Genomic DNA, 17062 nt, shown 5'->3' on the forward strand with positions numbered 1-17062 from the left:
GCCGTATGACACCCCGAAGCCAATGTATTTCGGCGAAGGCGACCGTGTTGGCACGCCGGCCGGACCACTGCGAACCATGGCGTTCGCAGTCCAAGCAGAAGGAGCAGCCTCATGCTGGTAACTCAACAAAAAGTCTTGCGCAAGTTCTGGTACGCGCTCATGCCCGTCACGCAATTGAAGGACGGTCCGCAGCCCTTCACGCTCCTGGGTGAGAAGCTGGTGGTGTGGCTCAAGGAGGATGGCTCACCCGCCGCGTTGCAGGACCGCTGCTGCCATCGCACGGCCAGGTTGTCCAAGGGCTTCGTGGAAAACGGCAACATCGTCTGCGGCTATCACGGCTGGACCTTCAACGGCGAGGGCGCCTGCGTGCGCGTGCCGCAGAGCGTGGATGGCAGCGTGCCGTCAGGCGCCTGCGTGAAGTCGTATTTCTGCAAGGAGCGCTACGGATATGTGTGGGTGGCGCTGGAAGAACCGCTGCGCGATATCCCGGAGTTTCCCGAGGATGGGGCGCCCGGCTACCGGCGCATCTTCCAGTTCTACGAGCGCTGGGAAACCAGTGCCCTGCGCATGATGGAAAACTCCTTCGACAATTCGCACTTCAGTTACGTGCATCGTGCCACCTTCGGCTTGTATGACCAGCCCAAGCCGGAGAAATACGAGATCGAGGAAACCGACTACGGCTTCGAAGCCGAAACCCGCGTGCCCATCAAGAACGTCCCGGCCAGCCATCGCGTCACCGGCAGCACCGCCGACACCACGGTGCGCCACATGTTCAACCGCTGGTACCTGCCCTTCGTGCGCCGCTTCGGCTGCACCTATCCGGAGAGCGGCCGCCATCACATCATCTACAACTGCGCCACGCCCATCGATGATGGTTCCATCATGCTGTCGCAATGGCTCTATCGCAACGACACCGAGGAGGATTGTTCGGAAGCCGAACTGATCGCCTGGGATGCGCCCATCCTGGTGGAAGACCGCGAGATCCTGGAGGCCACCGACCCCGATGCCTGCATCGACGTGCGCCGCCGCCAGGAATTCCACATGGCCTCGGATCGGCCCGGCCTCATCATGCGCCGCATGCTGCTGCAATTGCTGGAAGAGCACGGCGAATCCGAAGTGTTCCGCATCCACCCCGCTGCATGAACCCGCCAGGAGATCCCATGGACAGAGATGAATTCGCCATGTCGCAGGCCGCGGCATGGGAGCAGGAGAGGGTGGCCGCTGTGTCTGATGCGCCGCCGGTGCTCTCGGCACAGCGGGTGGAGAAGACCTATCGCAACGGCACGCGTGCGCTCGACGAGGTGAAGCTCGATATCGGGCGCGGCGAGTTCGTCTCGCTGCTGGGCCCCTCGGGTTGCGGCAAGAGCACCTTGCTGAAGATGTTTGCCGGGCTGGAAGAACCCTCCCACGGCCACATCCGCTGGTGGGGCGGCAACCTGGCCACGGTGGGTACGCCCGAACGCACGCTGGCCATGGTGTTCCAGGAAGCCACCCTGATGCCCTGGGCCACGGTGGAGCAGAATGCAAGGCTGCCGCTGGAGCTGCGCCACGTGCCGCGCGCGCAGGCCGATGCGCGCGTGGCCGAGGCCTTGAAACTGGTGGGCCTGGAAAAATTCCACAAGGTGCTGCCGCGCGAACTCTCGGGCGGCATGCAGATGCGGGCCTCCATTGCCCGTGCGCTGGCGACCTCGCCCAACCTGCTGCTGATGGATGAACCCTTCGGTGCCCTCGATGAATTCACCCGCAACAAGCTCGATGCCGACCTGCGCGACATCTGGAGCAAGCAGGACCTGACCGTGGTCTTCGTCACCCACAGCATCTATGAAGCGGTGTTCCTGTCCTCGCGCGTGATCGTGATGGCAGCCCGCCCCGGGCGGGTGATTGCCGATGTGGCCATCGAGGTGGACGGTCCGCGCGATGAAGCTTTCCGTATTTCGGCCCCCTTCATGCAGTACTGCAAGACGCTTTCCGATTACCTCACGCTGGCCAACCAGCAAGGAGACGGCCATGAAGCCCAACACTGATCCGCTGGTCAATCGACCCGGGTTCTGGCGCGTGGTGGCGCCGCTGTCCATTGGCATCGCCCTGCTGCTGATGTGGCAGATCGTCTGCACGCTGCTGGAGGTGCCGCCTTACCTGGTGCCCACGCCCGCGCTGATTGCCAAGACCCTGGTGGCCGATTGGGGCATGCTGATGGAGTCGCTGCTGGTGACGCTGAAGATCACCTTCCTGGCCTTCGTGCTGGCGGTGATCCTGGGGGTGTCCATCGCTTTCGTGTTCGTGCAGAGCCGCTTCATCGAGGTCAGCCTTTTTCCTTACGCGATCATCCTGCAGGTCACACCGATCGTCGCCATCGCCCCGCTCATCATCATCTGGGTCAAGGACACCACGGCCGCGCTGACGGTATGCGCCACCATCATGGCGCTGTTCCCCATCATCTCCAACACCACGCTGGGACTGCGCAGCGTCAATCCGGGCCTGCTCAACCTGTTCCGGCTCAACAAGGCCACGCGCTGGCAGACCTTGCGCCGCCTGCGCATTCCCAGTGCCTTGCCGTATTTCTTTGGCGGCCTGCGTATTTCAAGCGGGCTGGCGCTGATCGGGGCCGTCGTTGCTGAATTCGTGGCGGGCACCGGTGGCACCGGATCGGGACTGGCCTACCAGATCCTGCAGGCGGGTTTCCAGCTCAACATTCCGCGTCTGTTTGCGGCCCTGCTGCTCATCACGCTGACCGGCATCCTGCTGTTCTGGCTGATGAGTGCGCTCTCGCGCGCCATGCTGGCCGGCTGGCATGAGAGCGAGATGGCATGATGACGACTGTCCAAGGAGCCGACCTGTCATGAACACTTTTTTGATCCGCAACCTGCAGGCCATCCTGACCGGCCTGCCCGGTGAGGCCGCGCGCCACGCCGGTCCCGACATCCGTGTGGCCGACGGCGTGATCGCCGCCATCGGAAAGCTCGATGCACTGCCTGGTGAGAACGTGATCGATGCCGGCGATTGCGTGGCCTATCCGGCCTGGGTCAATACCCATCATCACCTGTTCCAGTCGCTGTTGAAGGGTGATCCGCTGGGCATCAATGCCACGCTCACCCACTGGCTGGCGGCCACGCCTTATCGCTATCGCGCCAAATTCGATGCCGGGCTGTTCCGCCTGGCTGCACGCATCGGCATGGTCGAACTGATGCGCTCGGGCTGCGGCACGATTGCCGATCACAATTACCTGTATTACCCCGGCATGCCCTTCGATACCTCGGAGATCCTGTTCGAGGAAGCGGAAAAGCTGGGCCTGCGTTTCGTCCTGTGCCGGGGCACCGCCACCCGCACGCGGCAGCTGGAGGCGGAGTTGCCCAGTGCACTGCGTCCGGAGACGCTCGATGCTTTCCTGACCGACATGCAGCGCCTGGCCAGGCGCTTCCATGATCCCGCGCCCGCTTCGATGCGGCGCGTGGTGATGGCACCGACCACGCCGCTGTATTCGGCGGCCCCGGAGGAAATGCGCGCTATCGCCGATGCCGCGCGGGCGTTGGGTTTGCGACTGCACAGCCATCTCTCGGAGACCGTCGGCTACCAGGACAGCGCACACGCCATGCATGGCTGCCGCCCGGTGGAATTCTGCGAGCGCATCGGCTGGCTGGGGCCGGACGTGTGGTTTGCGCATCTGGTCAAGCTCGATGCCGAGGAAATTGCCTTGCTGGGAAGTACCGGAACCGGCATCGCCCATTGCCCGCAAAGCAACGGTCGCCTGGGCAGCGGTATCGCCCCGATCCGCGCGCTGGAGGCGGCGGGCGTGCCGGTGTCCATCGGCGTGGATGGCGCGGCCTCCAACGAGGCAGCCGACATGATCTCGGAAACGCACGCCGCCTGGCTGATGCAGCGCGCCCGGCGCGGCCAGGAGGCCACGCCGTCGTTCCGGGGCGGGGCCTTCGAAGGCGGTGCCGACGAAGCGACGGTGGAGGATGTGGTGCGCTGGGGTACGACCGGCGGGGCCCGCGTGCTCGGCCTGGAGGGGTTGCAGGGCCTGCAGGTGGGTCAGCAAGCTGACATCGCTCTGTACCGGCTGGATGATCCTCGCTATTTCGGCTTGCATGATCCGGCCATCGGTCCCGTGGCCTCGGGTGGCCGGCCTTTCCTGAAGGCAATGTGGGTCGGTGGCCGCGCCGTGGTCCGCGATGACGCCATCCCCGGCGTGGATTTGGCCGAACTCGGTGCGCAGGCGAGGCAGGCTGTCAAAAAGATGCTCGAAGGCAATTGAGGCCAGTAAAGCCGGCTGCATGCGACCGGCTTTACGCGCGCTGCCCCACGAGCCACATGGGATCCCGGCCAAAACTGCTAAAATGCCGGGATGATCAAGAGACGCAATTCTCCCTTCAGTTTCTCAGCCGAGGATTTCGATGAATCCGTGGATTCCTTTGGCGCTTTCGACCCATTCCATTCCGACGCTCCTTCCCGCCACGCTGCCGGCTCCGATGCCAGCAGCCAGGCCGAGGGCGACGATGCCGCTGACGAGGTCCGTCCCCCGCTGGAACTGGACCTGACCAATCATTTCCTGATCGCCATGCCGTCCATGCTGGACCCGATCTTCGGCGGCACCGTGGTCTATCTCTGCGAGCACAACCACAACGGCGCGCTGGGCGTGGTCATCAACAAGCCCACCGACATGACCATGGATGTGCTGTTCGACCGCATCAACCTCAAGCTCGAGATCCAGCCCGATACCCCCGACGCCATGCCCGAGCTGTATCGCCGCCCGGTCATGTTCGGCGGCCCGGTGCAGGTGGAGCGCGGCTTCGTGCTGCATTCGACCTCGGAAAAGTATTCCTCGACCCTGCAGGTCACCGATGAGGTCGCGCTGACGACCTCCAAGGACGTGCTCGAAGCGGTAGCCCACGGTGATGGCCCCGAGCGTGTGCTGGTCACCCTCGGTTGTTCGGGCTGGAGCCCGGGCCAGCTCGAAGGCGAGATCGGCCGCAATGGCTGGCTGACCGTCAAGGCTGATCCGGCCATTATTTTTGAGTTGCCGGTGGAGCAACGCTTCACGGCGGCGCTGGCCCTCTTGGGCATCGATCCGGTGATGCTGTCCGGCGACGCCGGCCGGGCCTGAGGGAGCGGGGACGTTTGGATACCATCCTGGCCTTTGACTTCGGCTTGAAGCGCATCGGCGTGGCCGTGGGCAATACGGGCCTGAAGCAGGCGCAGCCGCTGGCGGTGATCAGCGAAGCGACCAACGACGGCAAGTTCGCGGCCATTGCGCGCCTGATTGCGGAGTGGCAACCGGCACGCTGCGTGGTCGGCCTGCCCCTGCATCCGGACGGCGCCGAGCACGAGATGAGCGTGCGCTGCCGCCGCTTTGCCAACCAGTTGCACGGCCGCTACGGCATCGAGGTCACGCTGGTGGATGAACGTTACAGTTCGGCGGTCATCCAGCACCAGCGCGGCGAACAGATCGACGACCAGGCGGCCGCCATCATTTTGCAGCAATACTTTGACGACGCACATTCATGAGCACAACACCTTCCCAGCTTGATGCAGAAGCGCTGTACCAGACCCTGGTGCAGCAGATCAAAGCCGGCCTGCAGGGCGCAACCGAGGTTGCGCTGGTGGGCATCCACTCCGGTGGTGCCTGGCTGGCCGAGCGCCTGGCCAGCGAACTGGGCCTGGCCGAGCGCCTGGGCTTCGTCGACGTGTCCTTCTACCGCGACGATTTTTCCGAGAAGGGCCTGCGCGCTGACGTGAAGCCCAGCCAGATTCCCTTCGATGTCGAGGGGGCCACCATCCTGCTGGTCGACGACGTGCTCTACACCGGCCGCACCACGCGGGCCGCCATCAACGAACTGTTCGACTATGGCCGTCCGGCGCGCGTGCTGCTGGCGGCGCTGGTGGATCGCGGTGGCCGCGAGCTGCCCATCGCCGCCGATTTCGTGGCGGCCTCGGTCGAACTGAGCAAACAAGAAAACCTGCAACTGCAACGCGCCGACGACGGCCGCTTCTCCCTTACGGTGGTCCATGCTTAATCCCCAACTCAACAAAAACGGCGAACTGCAACACCTGCTGACCATCGAGGGCCTGCCGCGCTCGATCCTGACGCACATCCTCGATACCGCCTCGTCCTTCGTCAGCATCGGCGACCGCGAAGTCAAGAAGGTGCCGCTGATGCGCGGCAAGAGCGTCTTCAACCTGTTCTTCGAGAACTCCACGCGCACCCGCACCACCTTCGAGATCGCCTCCAAGCGCCTCTCGGCGGACGTGATCAACCTCAATATCCAGGCCTCCAGCACCAGCAAGGGCGAGTCGCTGCTGGACACCATCGACAACCTGGCGGCCATGCACGCCGACATGTTCGTGGTGCGCCATGCGCAATCGGGCGCGCCCTTCCTGATCGCCAAGCACCTGATCGATACGAAGCAGTCACACGTCCACGTGGTCAACGCCGGTGACGGCCGCCACGCGCACCCGACCCAGGGTCTCCTGGACATGTACACCATCCGTCACTACAAGAAAGACTTCACCAACCTGCGTGTGGCCATCGTCGGCGACATCCTGCACAGCCGCGTGGCGCGCTCGGACATTCACGCGCTGACCACCCTGGGCGTGCCCGAAGTGCGCGCCATCGGCCCGCGCACCTTGCTGCCCAGCGGCCTGGAGCAGATGGGCGTGCGCGTCTTCCACAACATGGAAGAGGGCTTGAAGGATGTGGACGTCATCATCATGCTGCGCCTGCAGAACGAGCGCATGAGCGGTGCCTTGCTGCCCTCGGCCCAGGAGTTCTTCAAGAGCTACGGCCTGACCCCGGAACGCCTGGCGCTGGCCAAGCCGGACGCCATCGTCATGCACCCTGGTCCCATGAACCGCGGCGTGGAAATCGATTCGGCCGTGGCCGATGGCGCACAGGCCGTGATCCTACCGCAGGTGACCTTCGGCATTGCGGTGCGCATGGCGGTCATGAGCATCGTGGCTGGCAATTGAACCCGGGTGACGACGACCATCACCGCGACGTTTTGAACGATCCGTTAAGAAGACAAGAACTGATGAAACTGCATATCAAGAACGGCCGCCTGATCGACCCGGCCAACGGCATCGATGCCCAGCAGGATGTGTATGTGGCCGCCGGCAAGATCGTCGGCGTCGGCCAGGCCCCGGCCGACTTCGTGGCCAACAAGACCATCGACGCTACCGGTCTGATCGTGGCCCCTGGCCTGGTGGACCTGTCGGCCCGCCTGCGCGAGCCCGGCTACGAATACAAGGCCACGCTGGAATCCGAAATGCAGGCCGCCATCCAGGGCGGCGTGACCAGCCTGGTCTGCCCGCCCGATACCGATCCGGTGCTGGACGAACCCGGCCTGGTGGAAATGCTCAAGCACCGCGCCCGTTCGCTGAACCAGGCCCACGTCTATCCGCTGGGCGCGCTCACCGCCGGCCTGAAGGGAAAGGCGCTCACCGAAATGGCCGAGCTGACCGAAGCCGGCTGCATCGGCTTTTCGCAAGCCGAAGAGCCGATCACCGATACCACCGTGCTGCTGTCGGCCCTGCAATACGCCAAGACCTTCAACTACACCGTCTGGCTGCGCCCGCAGGACCCGCACCTGGGCCGCACCGGCATCGCCCACAGCGGCCCGGCCGCTTCGCGCCTGGGTTTGTCGGGCGTGCCGGTGATGTCGGAGACCATTGCGCTCTACACCCTGTTCGAACTGATGCGCGCCACCGGTGCCCGCGTCCACCTGTGCCGCATGTCCTCGGCCGCCGGTCTGGAGCTGGTGCGCCAGGCCAAGAGCGAAGGCCTGCCGGTGACCTGCGATGTGGGTGTACACCACATCCACCTGTGCGACCTGGACATCGGCTTCTTCGATTCCAATGCCCGCATGACGCCGCCGCTGCGCGCGCAGCGCGACCGTGAAGCGATCCGCGCGGCCTTGCTGGATGGCACCATCGATGCCGTCTGCTCGGACCACACCCCGGTCGATGACGATGAGAAGCTGCTGCCCTTCGGCGAAGCCTCGCCGGGCGCAACCGGCCTCGAACTGCTGCTGTCGCTGTCGCTGAAGTGGGCGCTGGAGACCGAAGGCGAGGGCAAGGAAGTGCTCTCCAAGGCGATCTCGAAAGTAACGCACCGCGCCGCCAAGGTGGCGGGCTTGAAGGCCGGCAACCTGGCCGTGGGCAGCGTGGCCGACCTGTGCCTGTTCGATCCCAATACCTTGTGGAAGGTGCAGGGCTCGGCACTGGCCAGCCAGGGCAAGCACACCCCGTTCCTGGGCTATGAGCTGCCGGGTGTAGTCAAGGCGACCATCGTCTCGGGGCATATTGCCTTCGAGCGCTGAAAACCTGTCGCTTGATTTTCAGCTTGATTCCTTCTTGATCGATAGTTGACTGCGGGCAACCTCGATAGTGAATTTCGATCAAGCTTTTTTTCGTCGCAACGATTCGATCACGACCTCATCAAGACCCGAATACGCCATGTTCGTTTTCCGTTTGCTGCGCCTGATCGCGCATCTCTTCAAGGGCATGGCGGTCTGTGCCTTCCTGTTCCCGTTCACCTCCGAGAAGGGGCGGGAGGCGCACATCCGGCGCTGGTCGCGCAAGCTGCTGCGCATCTGCGGCATCGCCATCAAGATCGACAGCCCGCTGCCGATTCCGCGTTCGTTGCTGGTGTCCAATCACGTGAGCTGGCTGGACATCTTCGTGGTCAATTCGCTGCAGCCCTGCCGTTTCGTGGCCAAGTCGGAAATCCGCAGCTGGCCGCTGATCGGCTGGCTGTGCGCCAAGACCGGCACCATCTTCATCTCGCGCGGCAAGGCCAGCGACGTGCGGCGCATTTTCAAAGGCCTGGTGGAAAGCATCGAGAAGGACGAGCACGTCGCCTTCTTCCCCGAAGGCACAACGGCCGCCCAGGGCACGCTGCTGCCTTTCCACGCCAACCTGTTCGAGGCCGCCATCGATGCCAAAGCCCCGGTGCAGCCGTATGCGTTGCGTTATGTGGATGGCGAGGGCCGGCTGCATGCGGCGGCTGATTTCATCGGGGACATGTCCATTGCCGAGAGCATCATGAGCATCCTCAAGTCCAGGGGGATGACGGCCGAACTGAAGCAATTGCCCCTGATCAGCACGGACGGCGCGCATCGCCGCGACCTCGCGCGCACCGCACGTGAAGTCATTGCCACCGGCCTGGGTTATTCGCTGGAATCGCTCAGCCCGGCCGCCGCGCCTGCGGACACTGCACCTGGAACAGCGCCCGATCCTCAAGTCGCACCGCACTGAGCTTGCCGCCCCAGACACATCCGGTGTCGAGGGCGATCAGGTTGGGGCGCATCACCAAGCCCAGTGTGGACCAGTGACCGAAGACCACGGTCACGTCCTCGGTTCTTCGCCCTGGCACCTCGAACCAGGGCATCAGTCCTTCCGGCGCGGCCGCCGCGCCTTCCTTCACCGCAAAATCCATCGTCCCGTCCGCCTGGCAGAAGCGCAGCCGGGTGAAGGCATTGATGATGCAGCGCAGGCGTTCGTGGCCGGCCAGATCGTCGCTCCAGCGGTCGGGCTGGTTGCCGTACATGTGGCGCAGGAAGTCCATCCACTGGTCGCTGCGCAGCATGGTTTCCACTTCGCTGGCCAGGGCCAGGGCTTGTTGCAGGTCCCATTGGGGCAGCACGCCGGCATGCACGATCAGGTGGCCTTGTTCGTGGATGGCCAGGGGACGGTGGCGCAGCCAGTCGATAAGCTCCTCACGGTCGGGGGCGTTGAGGATCTCGTCGAGGGTGTCGTCGCGGTGCGCCGGGCGGATGCCGCAGGCTACGGCCAGCAGGTGCAGGTCATGGTTGCCCAGCACGGACTGGGCGCGCTCGCCCATCTGCATCACGGTGCGCAGGGTTTGCAGGGACTGGGGGCCGCGGTTGATGAGGTCGCCGGCGAAGATAATTTGCGCGCTGCTATCCGCAGACTCCAACATCCTCTCCAGGCGATTGTATGGTTCTGCACAACCTTGGAGGTCACCGACAACGAAAATGTGCGAATTGTCCATGAAGCGTGGTGTTATCGGGTTCGGGTATTGCTTCAATCGTTGAAACCGAGAGACTTCGCCTCAGCTTGTTGTTCCAAGTAGATCCAGTCGACAATTTCTTTGCTTGGCGTATAGCCGTTGACCAATTTCTCCATCATCAAATGAATGACGCCGCTGTCATTCACATTCAGGATCATTTCCAATGAGCGAAGGCCGGATTCGAGCGTTTCCCACGGAATGAACTCTTCATGTGCTTTCATGATACGAGAGTGAGGGGTCGGACTGGGATTGTCGCCGATGAGTAACTCTTCATACAATTTTTCGCCAGGACGCAGGCCGGTAATTTCGATAGCAATATCGCCTTCGGGGTTTGTCGCGTCTTTCACGGTCAGTCCGGACAGCTCGATCATTCTTAGCGCCAAATCGATGATTTTTACCGATGTCCCCATGTCTAGGACAAATACGTCCCCACCTTTGGACATGGCACTCGCCTGGATTACCAATTGCGAGGCTTCAGGAATGGTCATGAAGTAGCGAGTGATCTCCGGGTGGGTCAGAGTGATGGGTCCACCGTCCCTGATCTGTTGGCGAAACTTTGGCACGACAGAGCCGGACGAGCCCAATACGTTGCCAAAACGAACCATACTAAACTTCGTCGCCGGATTGGTAGCAGCCAGGGCCTGCAAGATCATTTCAGCAAGGCGTTTGCTTGCACCCATAATATTGGTGGGCCGAACTGCTTTGTCGGTAGAAATAAGCACGAAATCTGCGACTCCGCTTTCAGCCGCAGCCTGCGCGGTTCGCAATGTGCCAAATACATTGTTCTTTATCCCCGCTGCCGGATTATGTTCTACCAGGGGTACGTGCTTGTACGCAGCAGCGTGATAGACAGTATCCGGGTGCCAAGTGGCCATGATTTCTCGCATCTTGTCCTCATCCTGAACCGAGGCGAGCAGCGGTACGATACTGATGCCACTATTTCCCGTGCGCTGTTCAAGTTCCTGGTGAATTGCATAGAGTGCGAATTCACTTTGCTCGATCAAGAGCAATTTCGCAGGAGCGAGGGAAATAATTTGTCTGCACAGTTCGCTGCCTATGGATCCGCCGGCACCAGTAACCATGACGACCTTTCCCGCCACCTTCATCGTGAGCAGCAAATGATTCGGTACGACGGGCTCCCGTCCCAAAAGATCATCAATATCCAGGTCTCGCAGATCCGATACGCTCACTCTACCCTGTGCTAGGTCCGTCACGCTTGGGAGCGTTCTTACCGATACTCTCGCCCCTCGAATATTTGTCAGGATTTCATTGCGACGATGACGTGTTATGCCTGGCATGGCTAGCAACACGTTGCTGATTGCCAGATTCGAGACAAGCTCCGGCAGGTCAACAGGATTGTAAATCGGCTGGCCATTGAGAACGTGTCCGTGCAGCCGATCATCATCATCGAGAAATCCGACAACCTGCATTTCATGGTTGTTGGACATCGCCGCAACCAGCTGGCGACCAGTCGTTCCCGCACCATAAATCAATACCTTAGGTCGTGCAGCGTGTCGAAGCCGGAGTCGATACTGATCTCCGAGCCATATCCTCGCCAGCGCTCTGGATGCTCCCACGAAAAGCAATAGCAATATCGGTTGAATGATCCCTATGGTACGAGGAACGCCGTCTATACCGATTGCGGTAAAGATGCATATGTAAATCAGCCCATAGTTGCCAATGGTGCGCGCTACAGTCACCAAGGCCGACCAGCCACCGTAGCGGAAAATTGCCCGATAGAATCCGCTGACGATGAAAAGGGGAAGCGCAAATACAATGGATACGGCTGCAGCCCAGCTGGCTCCGGAGCCCCATTGACTGCTTCGGTTGAAGCTGATGAACTCGCCGAGACGCAAGTAGTAAGCCAGCCAGACCGTTAGAATGCAAAGACATATGTCCAACAGCATGACAACCATACGCTTGGCTGGTCTGGGTAATCCGAGTATTGGCGGTGCTAGCCGCGAAAGGTAATTCCTCAGCATGGTCGATGTCATTTGAACGAGTCTGATTTGATTCGGTCGCCCGATCCTTTCCCCACAACGGTCAGCAATATGTACCGGAAATATGAGGTAACCGAGAGGCTGCTGATCATCTGAGCATCTGTCTCCGCCAATTTGGTAGGTGTTGACATATCGATTCCGCGAATCTGGGCTAACCCCGTAATGCCTGGCCTGACGTTGAAGACACCGCGTGCCGTGCGCTCAGCGATGAGTTCTTCTTGACTCAACAGGCAGGGGCGAGGCCCAACCAAGCTCATTTCTCCCTTGAGCACATTCCAAAGTTGGGGCAACTCATCGAGTTTGCTCCGACGCAGAAAGCTTCCGTACGCTGTAACCGCACTGGCGTTTGCCAGATGCGTCGCCACCGAAGCGGTATCGGGTGCCATGGTTCTAAACTTGACAAGAGTGAAGGGCTTTTTGCCGAGTCCCACTCTTTGCTGGCGAAATAGCGGAGAGCCGGTATCGAATACACCGAGCAGCCAAAGTATCAGCAGGATGGGCGAACCGAGTAGAAGGCCGCATAGGGAGAAGAAGAAATCGAAAAAACGTATCAGCATTTGAAACTGCCCAGTTAATTGGAACACATTTTGTTAGCTTTGCATGACTTGCGGAAAAAGCCACCTTCTGCCTGGGAGACGGCTCACCATCTGAAGCGGATGAGCAGGATATGTTGTGGTTCTAATTTTTTCGTGATCGTTCTTTATAGTTTTGATCCAGCCCAACGTTGCCATATACGATTCAGCAATTTATGAATAATGAATGACAGGGGTGAATAAGAGATTCCGTTTTTCCGAAGGCAATGAAGTACTTCTCTATTTTGGCGCACGATATTTTTAAAACTTTGATTCGTTGCGCCTCCGAGGCGCATTCGGACCTGAACGCGTGGAATGTACGCAGAGCGCAGCTGTCCACGCTCCAGATAGCGCACCATGAACTCTACATCCGCAGCCAAGCGATAGTTCAGATCAAAATTTCCGAGACGTTCAAGAGCGCGCCGGCGGACGTAAAATGTTGGATGAGCCGGAGCCCAGCCACGTGCAAATGTCCCCGGAATATATCGCTGGGATTTCCAATAACGAACGATCTTGAGATTGTCTTCGGTGACATAAACCAGATCACCAAAGCAAACGTCGACCTCCGGATCCTTGAATGCTTGAGCCACGTGTTCCAAGGCATCATTGTCGGCAAAGAGATCATCGGAATTCAGAAATCCGATCACTTCACCTTCTGCCTGAGAAAACCCTTTGTTCATCGCATCATAAATGCCCTTGTCGGGTTCGGAGAAAACGCGTGTTCTCGAGCTTGAAAATTCTCTGACAATGTCGAGCGTGCGGTCTTTTGAAGCACCATCAATGACCAAATGCTCCACGTTTTCATAGGTTTGGCTTGCCACCGATTTCATCGTGTCGCCAATGGTTGCAGCGCTATTGAAGGTAGTAGTAATGACAGAAATTTTCACTTTGATCTTTTGGTTCTTTTGATGTGTTGCATGCTGACTTGCTCTGCCAGCGTCACGAAATCATCGGCGAAACGCTGCACAGGATCGAGTTGGTCTTTCTGAGGATTTTCAGCCGACGGACAGAAATTTGCTGAGTCAATCCACGCTGAATGCAAGGTCTCAGCCAAATCTGCCGCAGTATGCCGATCAAAGAAACGCGCGATGCCATCGGCTTGTTCTCGATGCACCGGCAGGTTGGAAAGTATCATGGGCACTCCCAATCCACGAGCCTCTTCAACAGTAGTACTCCATCCTTCGAACAGTGACGGATTTAGCAAAGCAATACTTCCTGCCATCAGTGGAGCGATGTTTTTGTACGGGATAAGGCCGAGCATCCGAAACTGGTCACTGACACCGGTTGACTGCAACCTTGTCCGTATCTTCTCAAAATGCTCAGGCCGATAGGGGTCGCGCTGGTTTCCTGAGGCTACAACCAGAATTTTCTCTCCACGCGCTTTCAACAGTGCAAGCGCGTCGATGACCAACAAGTGATTTTTGTGCTGCCAGAACTGATTCGGAAGGTAGAAATAGCGTTCCGGCAGATCATAGGTGCTTCGTACTGACGCTATTTCATTGGCATCGGGTATGTGGGAAGGCGGTACGGCAAATCTGACAACATGAGTGCGGCCTTTCGTATTCGGGTAGTAAGACTCGCAGCTACTACGCGCATCGTTGCTACTGAGCATGATCGTGCGTGAGCCAAGTATCTGGGCCCGAAAGCCTAATTCACGTTTCCACCACGCGCCACGGGAAAACAGATGAGATAGTTCTCGGTGTTGAAAGTCCGGTATCCATGCGATGGCAGGGACCCCAATGTTTCGCCCGTAGAACTGAGCGTTCTCAAAAAGCACATCAATCCGATGCTGTTGAAACAAATTGCGAATTGCAGGCGATGCACCCAACACCAAGCTTTTGAGCAAGTTGCTATTGCGCCTGTCCATATTCATCAGCGGGCACCGGATGATCTCTACTCCCTTGATCTCCTCAAAAGGGGCAGCGTCTTCGGGATCTATATCCGTGCCAAAAAACAAGACTGGTTGAAGCGCTCCCGGACGCTTTTCAGTCACTACGCGAAGCAGGTTGAGAAGATAATTGTAGCCACCAGTCCAAGACTTCCCGCCTATCAGAGTAAATGCAATTCTTATCATGTTAAATAGCGATCTGCCGGAACCAGCGCACGAAAGATGCAATGTCCTCGTCCAACACCGAGGACCAAATGAAGCCGAGATCTTCAAGTCTTTTCGGATCGGCTACCAGGCTAAATGGATCGCCGGTTCTTGACTGACCAGAGAACGAAATCGACGGCTTCATGCCATTGCTGGCGGATATCCACGCGTCTGTCACTTTTTGGGCAATCTCTTTTACCGAAGTCGGGACCCCCGTACCGACGTTCACCGTCAGGCCACTCCATGGTGCATCGTCGACCTTCGCCAGCAATGCGAGTGCGCGAACGACATCGGAAATGAAAGTCCAATCCCTTAACTCATTTCCATTTCCTCCCAGAACAATATTTGTTTCCCCTGCGTTCAGTCGGGTACAAATATCCCAAAGGAGTTGTTTCTTCAGTTCCGGACCAAATACCGAGAAAAGGCGCGCGATCCTGTAATGGAGCCCGTAGGTGTCACCATACGATTGACACAACATCTCCATCATGCGTTTGTGATGGCCATAAGGTGAATAAGGTGTGCCCATTGCGTGCTCTGCAATCGGCCCTTCATGGCCCGCTCCGTATACGGCCGCGCTTGAGACCGCGAGCAAACGTGCTTTTGACGCGTCAAGGCGCAACCATTCCAGCAGCTCGACAGTGCCAGATACCGTTCGTGAAAAGTCCTCGCGGGGATTGGAAATTGCGGCACCGACCGATGAGCCACCTGCGAGGTGAAAAACGATATCGGGATCGTTGCGCAGCTGTAGCGTACGCAAATTGGCTGCCTGCACTTCGCCATTGAGCCAGTGCGCTATTCCCCATTTTGAGGCTTCGATGGGCGGCCAGATGCCGTGCCCCAAGCCGCTGACTTGATGCCCTTCCAGCGCGAGATGACGAGCCAGATGTTTCCCGATAAAACCATGTGCGCCGGTAATGAGAATGCGTGCCATGATCAAGCCGGACGTGTTGCGAGGAAAGAATAGAGACGTCCAGGACGCCTGTCCAATCTCGTCAAGAGGGGCAGCGCCATGGCCCAAATGAACGGTTGGCGGAGAAGATGCTCTAGCAGGGTGCGAAGCACTGGTAGATTTCGACTCACCTTGATCGCAATTTCACTTTGCAGGCTACGTAGCGTATAGGGAAAATAGTTAACGGGGCTTTCCAACGGACTGCTGACGCGATCCAGAAGAAACCCTGCTTTTCTAATTGCCGACTCATATTGCGCCAATCGGAACGCATTCTCTCCACCATACAATTTGTGAAGAGGATGAATGTCCAAAAAGGCCTGTAAATCTTCATCGCGGGAAATTACATGTTCTCTCACTGCGATAAGCCTTCCGCCCGGCTTCAATACCCGAAAGAATTCTGCGCAAGCGGCTTGTAGATCTCGTGTGTGATGGAGTACCGCGCGAGCAAAAACTACGTCGAACTGGTGATCTGCGAAAGGCAATTTTTCAGAAAAATCCTGAATGACTTCAATGTCGACACCAGTTTCTTCAGCCATCGCCCGTATTGCGTTGGCTCCTACCACCTGACTATCATCGGGTTCGAGAGCGGTGACCTTAAAGCCCTCACGGGCTAGTGCATAACTTGCGATGCCCCGTCCGGCGCCGACGTCCAAGGCCTGGCCGCGCGATGCAGGAAGCATGAGGGAAATTTCGGCCCACTCTTCGCTACGATAATAGCGATCGACCGCTTCGGATAACGGATCATCGTAATAGGCTGAGCGGACGAGATCTTGACGGTCCGGCTGATTACGAAGCCATTGAACCGCACTTTCCCAACTCGAGAAGTGAGGTCCGTTAATCTTCTGTTCCATTGGATTCACTCTTTTCTATCTGTTTAATGATGCGCGCAGGATTGCCTGCGACTACCGAGTAAGGAGGTACGTCTCGTGTCACCACTGCGCAGGCGCCTACTACTGCCCCTTCTCCAATCGAGACGCCCTTCAGTATTGATGCGCCAAAACCTATCCACACTTTTTCATGGATTTCTACAGGTCTGATTTGGACGTTGCTCCAGTCTTTGCGGCCATTGGCCCAGTCCAGGACATCTTTGCTCCGATGGTTCCAAAACAGTGAGTGGGAGTTGTGATCGACAATGGTGACCCCCCAAGAGATTACGACATCATCGTGGATGCAGATACGTTCACGACATACGAGGTGACTGGCGCCGATAAAACAGCGTTGGCCGATACTGACGAATCCTTCCGGGCCATCGAAATCAATTTTCGCGTTCACGATCGAATTTTCTCCGATCGCCAGAACGCCTCCTTTGGTTCTCATTAGCCTTGGCCAATGAACTTTCACGTTTCTTCCAAGCGTGAGGCTGACACGCCGTTTCAATAACTGAAGAAAGATCCAGGCTGAGAGATTACGAAGCATCTTCAT

At 58.8% G+C, this 17062-nt stretch carries 18 protein-coding genes; 10 read left to right on the plus strand and 8 right to left on the minus strand.

The genetic code is table 11. The features are described from left to right. Window positions 1-111: 111 nt before the first annotated feature. The 10 genes from ACLRDN_RS02345 to ACLRDN_RS02390 all read left to right on the plus strand — a co-directional run bounded on the left by ACLRDN_RS02345 (window position 112) and on the right by ACLRDN_RS02390 (window position 9252). The gene (locus tag ACLRDN_RS02345) at window positions 112-1143 is read left to right on the plus strand and encodes a Rieske 2Fe-2S domain-containing protein (RefSeq protein WP_413458805.1); all 1032 of its coding nucleotides are present in this window, start codon (window positions 112-114) and stop codon (window positions 1141-1143) included. 17 nt (window positions 1144-1160) lie between these two features. Then, complete coding sequence (locus ACLRDN_RS02350; RefSeq protein WP_413458806.1) at window positions 1161-2024, plus strand: ABC transporter ATP-binding protein; 864 nt, start codon at window positions 1161-1163, stop codon at window positions 2022-2024. Continuing rightward, on the plus strand, window positions 2008-2811 hold the full coding sequence (locus ACLRDN_RS02355) for an ABC transporter permease (RefSeq protein WP_039789316.1): 804 nt from the start codon (window positions 2008-2010) through the stop codon (window positions 2809-2811). The genes ACLRDN_RS02350 and ACLRDN_RS02355 overlap by 17 nt, the downstream gene beginning before the upstream one ends. Window positions 2812-2839: 28 nt before the next feature. Continuing rightward, window positions 2840-4255 carry an amidohydrolase family protein gene (locus ACLRDN_RS02360; protein ID WP_413458807.1) on the plus strand — a complete coding sequence of 472 codons (1416 nt, stop codon included), beginning with the start codon at window positions 2840-2842 and terminating at the stop codon, window positions 4253-4255. 90 nt (window positions 4256-4345) lie between these two features. Next, complete coding sequence (locus ACLRDN_RS02365; RefSeq protein WP_413458808.1) at window positions 4346-5104, plus strand: YqgE/AlgH family protein; 759 nt, start codon at window positions 4346-4348, stop codon at window positions 5102-5104. Between the two features lie 14 nt (window positions 5105-5118). After that, a complete protein-coding gene (gene ruvX / locus ACLRDN_RS02370; protein ID WP_088756179.1) occupies window positions 5119-5505 on the plus strand; it encodes a Holliday junction resolvase RuvX in 387 nt (128 codons plus the stop codon). Beyond that, complete coding sequence (gene pyrR, locus ACLRDN_RS02375; RefSeq protein WP_134221250.1) at window positions 5502-6014, plus strand: bifunctional pyr operon transcriptional regulator/uracil phosphoribosyltransferase PyrR; 513 nt, start codon at window positions 5502-5504, stop codon at window positions 6012-6014. The genes ruvX and pyrR overlap by 4 nt, the downstream gene beginning before the upstream one ends. Further along, entirely contained in the window at window positions 6007-6966 is a 960-nt protein-coding gene (locus ACLRDN_RS02380) for an aspartate carbamoyltransferase catalytic subunit (RefSeq protein ID WP_008334861.1), read from the plus strand. Before pyrR ends, ACLRDN_RS02380 begins: the two co-directional genes overlap by 8 nt. A 62-nt stretch (window positions 6967-7028) precedes the next feature. After that, window positions 7029-8315, plus strand: coding sequence for a dihydroorotase (locus tag ACLRDN_RS02385; protein ID WP_413458809.1), 1287 nt, complete (start codon window positions 7029-7031; stop codon window positions 8313-8315). A 136-nt stretch (window positions 8316-8451) separates the two neighbouring features. Next, window positions 8452-9252, plus strand: coding sequence for a lysophospholipid acyltransferase family protein (locus tag ACLRDN_RS02390; protein ID WP_413458810.1), 801 nt, complete (start codon window positions 8452-8454; stop codon window positions 9250-9252). Here ACLRDN_RS02390 and ACLRDN_RS02395 read toward each other — a convergent pair. From ACLRDN_RS02395 to ACLRDN_RS02430, 8 genes are all read right to left on the minus strand, one after another. After that, window positions 9182-10009 (minus strand): symmetrical bis(5'-nucleosyl)-tetraphosphatase, encoded by an 828-nt coding sequence (locus tag ACLRDN_RS02395; RefSeq protein WP_413458811.1) that lies wholly within the window; start codon window positions 10007-10009, stop codon window positions 9182-9184. The two genes, ACLRDN_RS02390 and ACLRDN_RS02395, sit on opposite strands and share 71 nt — an antisense overlap. Window positions 10010-10041: 32 nt before the next feature. After that, the gene (locus ACLRDN_RS02400) at window positions 10042-11943 is read right to left on the minus strand and encodes a polysaccharide biosynthesis protein (protein ID WP_413458812.1); all 1902 of its coding nucleotides are present in this window, start codon (window positions 11941-11943) and stop codon (window positions 10042-10044) included. Window positions 11944-12017: 74 nt separating this feature from the next. Continuing rightward, window positions 12018-12584, minus strand: coding sequence for a sugar transferase (locus ACLRDN_RS02405; protein WP_413458813.1), 567 nt, complete (start codon window positions 12582-12584; stop codon window positions 12018-12020). A 143-nt stretch (window positions 12585-12727) separates the two neighbouring features. Further along, on the minus strand, window positions 12728-13486 hold the full coding sequence (locus ACLRDN_RS02410) for a glycosyltransferase family 2 protein (RefSeq protein ID WP_413458814.1): 759 nt from the start codon (window positions 13484-13486) through the stop codon (window positions 12728-12730). Beyond that, window positions 13483-14673: a glycosyltransferase family 4 protein gene (locus ACLRDN_RS02415; protein WP_413458815.1), complete on the minus strand. Its 1191-nt coding sequence runs from the start codon at window positions 14671-14673 to the stop codon at window positions 13483-13485. The genes ACLRDN_RS02410 and ACLRDN_RS02415 overlap by 4 nt, the downstream gene beginning before the upstream one ends. 1 nt (window position 14674) lies before the next feature. Continuing rightward, window positions 14675-15622: an NAD-dependent epimerase/dehydratase family protein gene (locus tag ACLRDN_RS02420; RefSeq protein ID WP_413458816.1), complete on the minus strand. Its 948-nt coding sequence runs from the start codon at window positions 15620-15622 to the stop codon at window positions 14675-14677. A 2-nt stretch (window positions 15623-15624) separates the two neighbouring features. After that, the gene (locus ACLRDN_RS02425) at window positions 15625-16491 is read right to left on the minus strand and encodes a class I SAM-dependent methyltransferase (protein ID WP_413458817.1); all 867 of its coding nucleotides are present in this window, start codon (window positions 16489-16491) and stop codon (window positions 15625-15627) included. Continuing rightward, on the minus strand, window positions 16475-17062 hold the full coding sequence (locus ACLRDN_RS02430; RefSeq protein ID WP_413458818.1) for an acyltransferase: 588 nt from the start codon (window positions 17060-17062) through the stop codon (window positions 16475-16477). Before ACLRDN_RS02430 ends, ACLRDN_RS02425 begins: the two co-directional genes overlap by 17 nt.

The sequence above is a fragment of the Herbaspirillum huttiense genome, from assembly GCF_047300815.1.
In the GTDB taxonomy this organism is placed as follows: Bacteria; Pseudomonadota; Gammaproteobacteria; order Burkholderiales; family Burkholderiaceae_D; genus Herbaspirillum; species Herbaspirillum huttiense_A.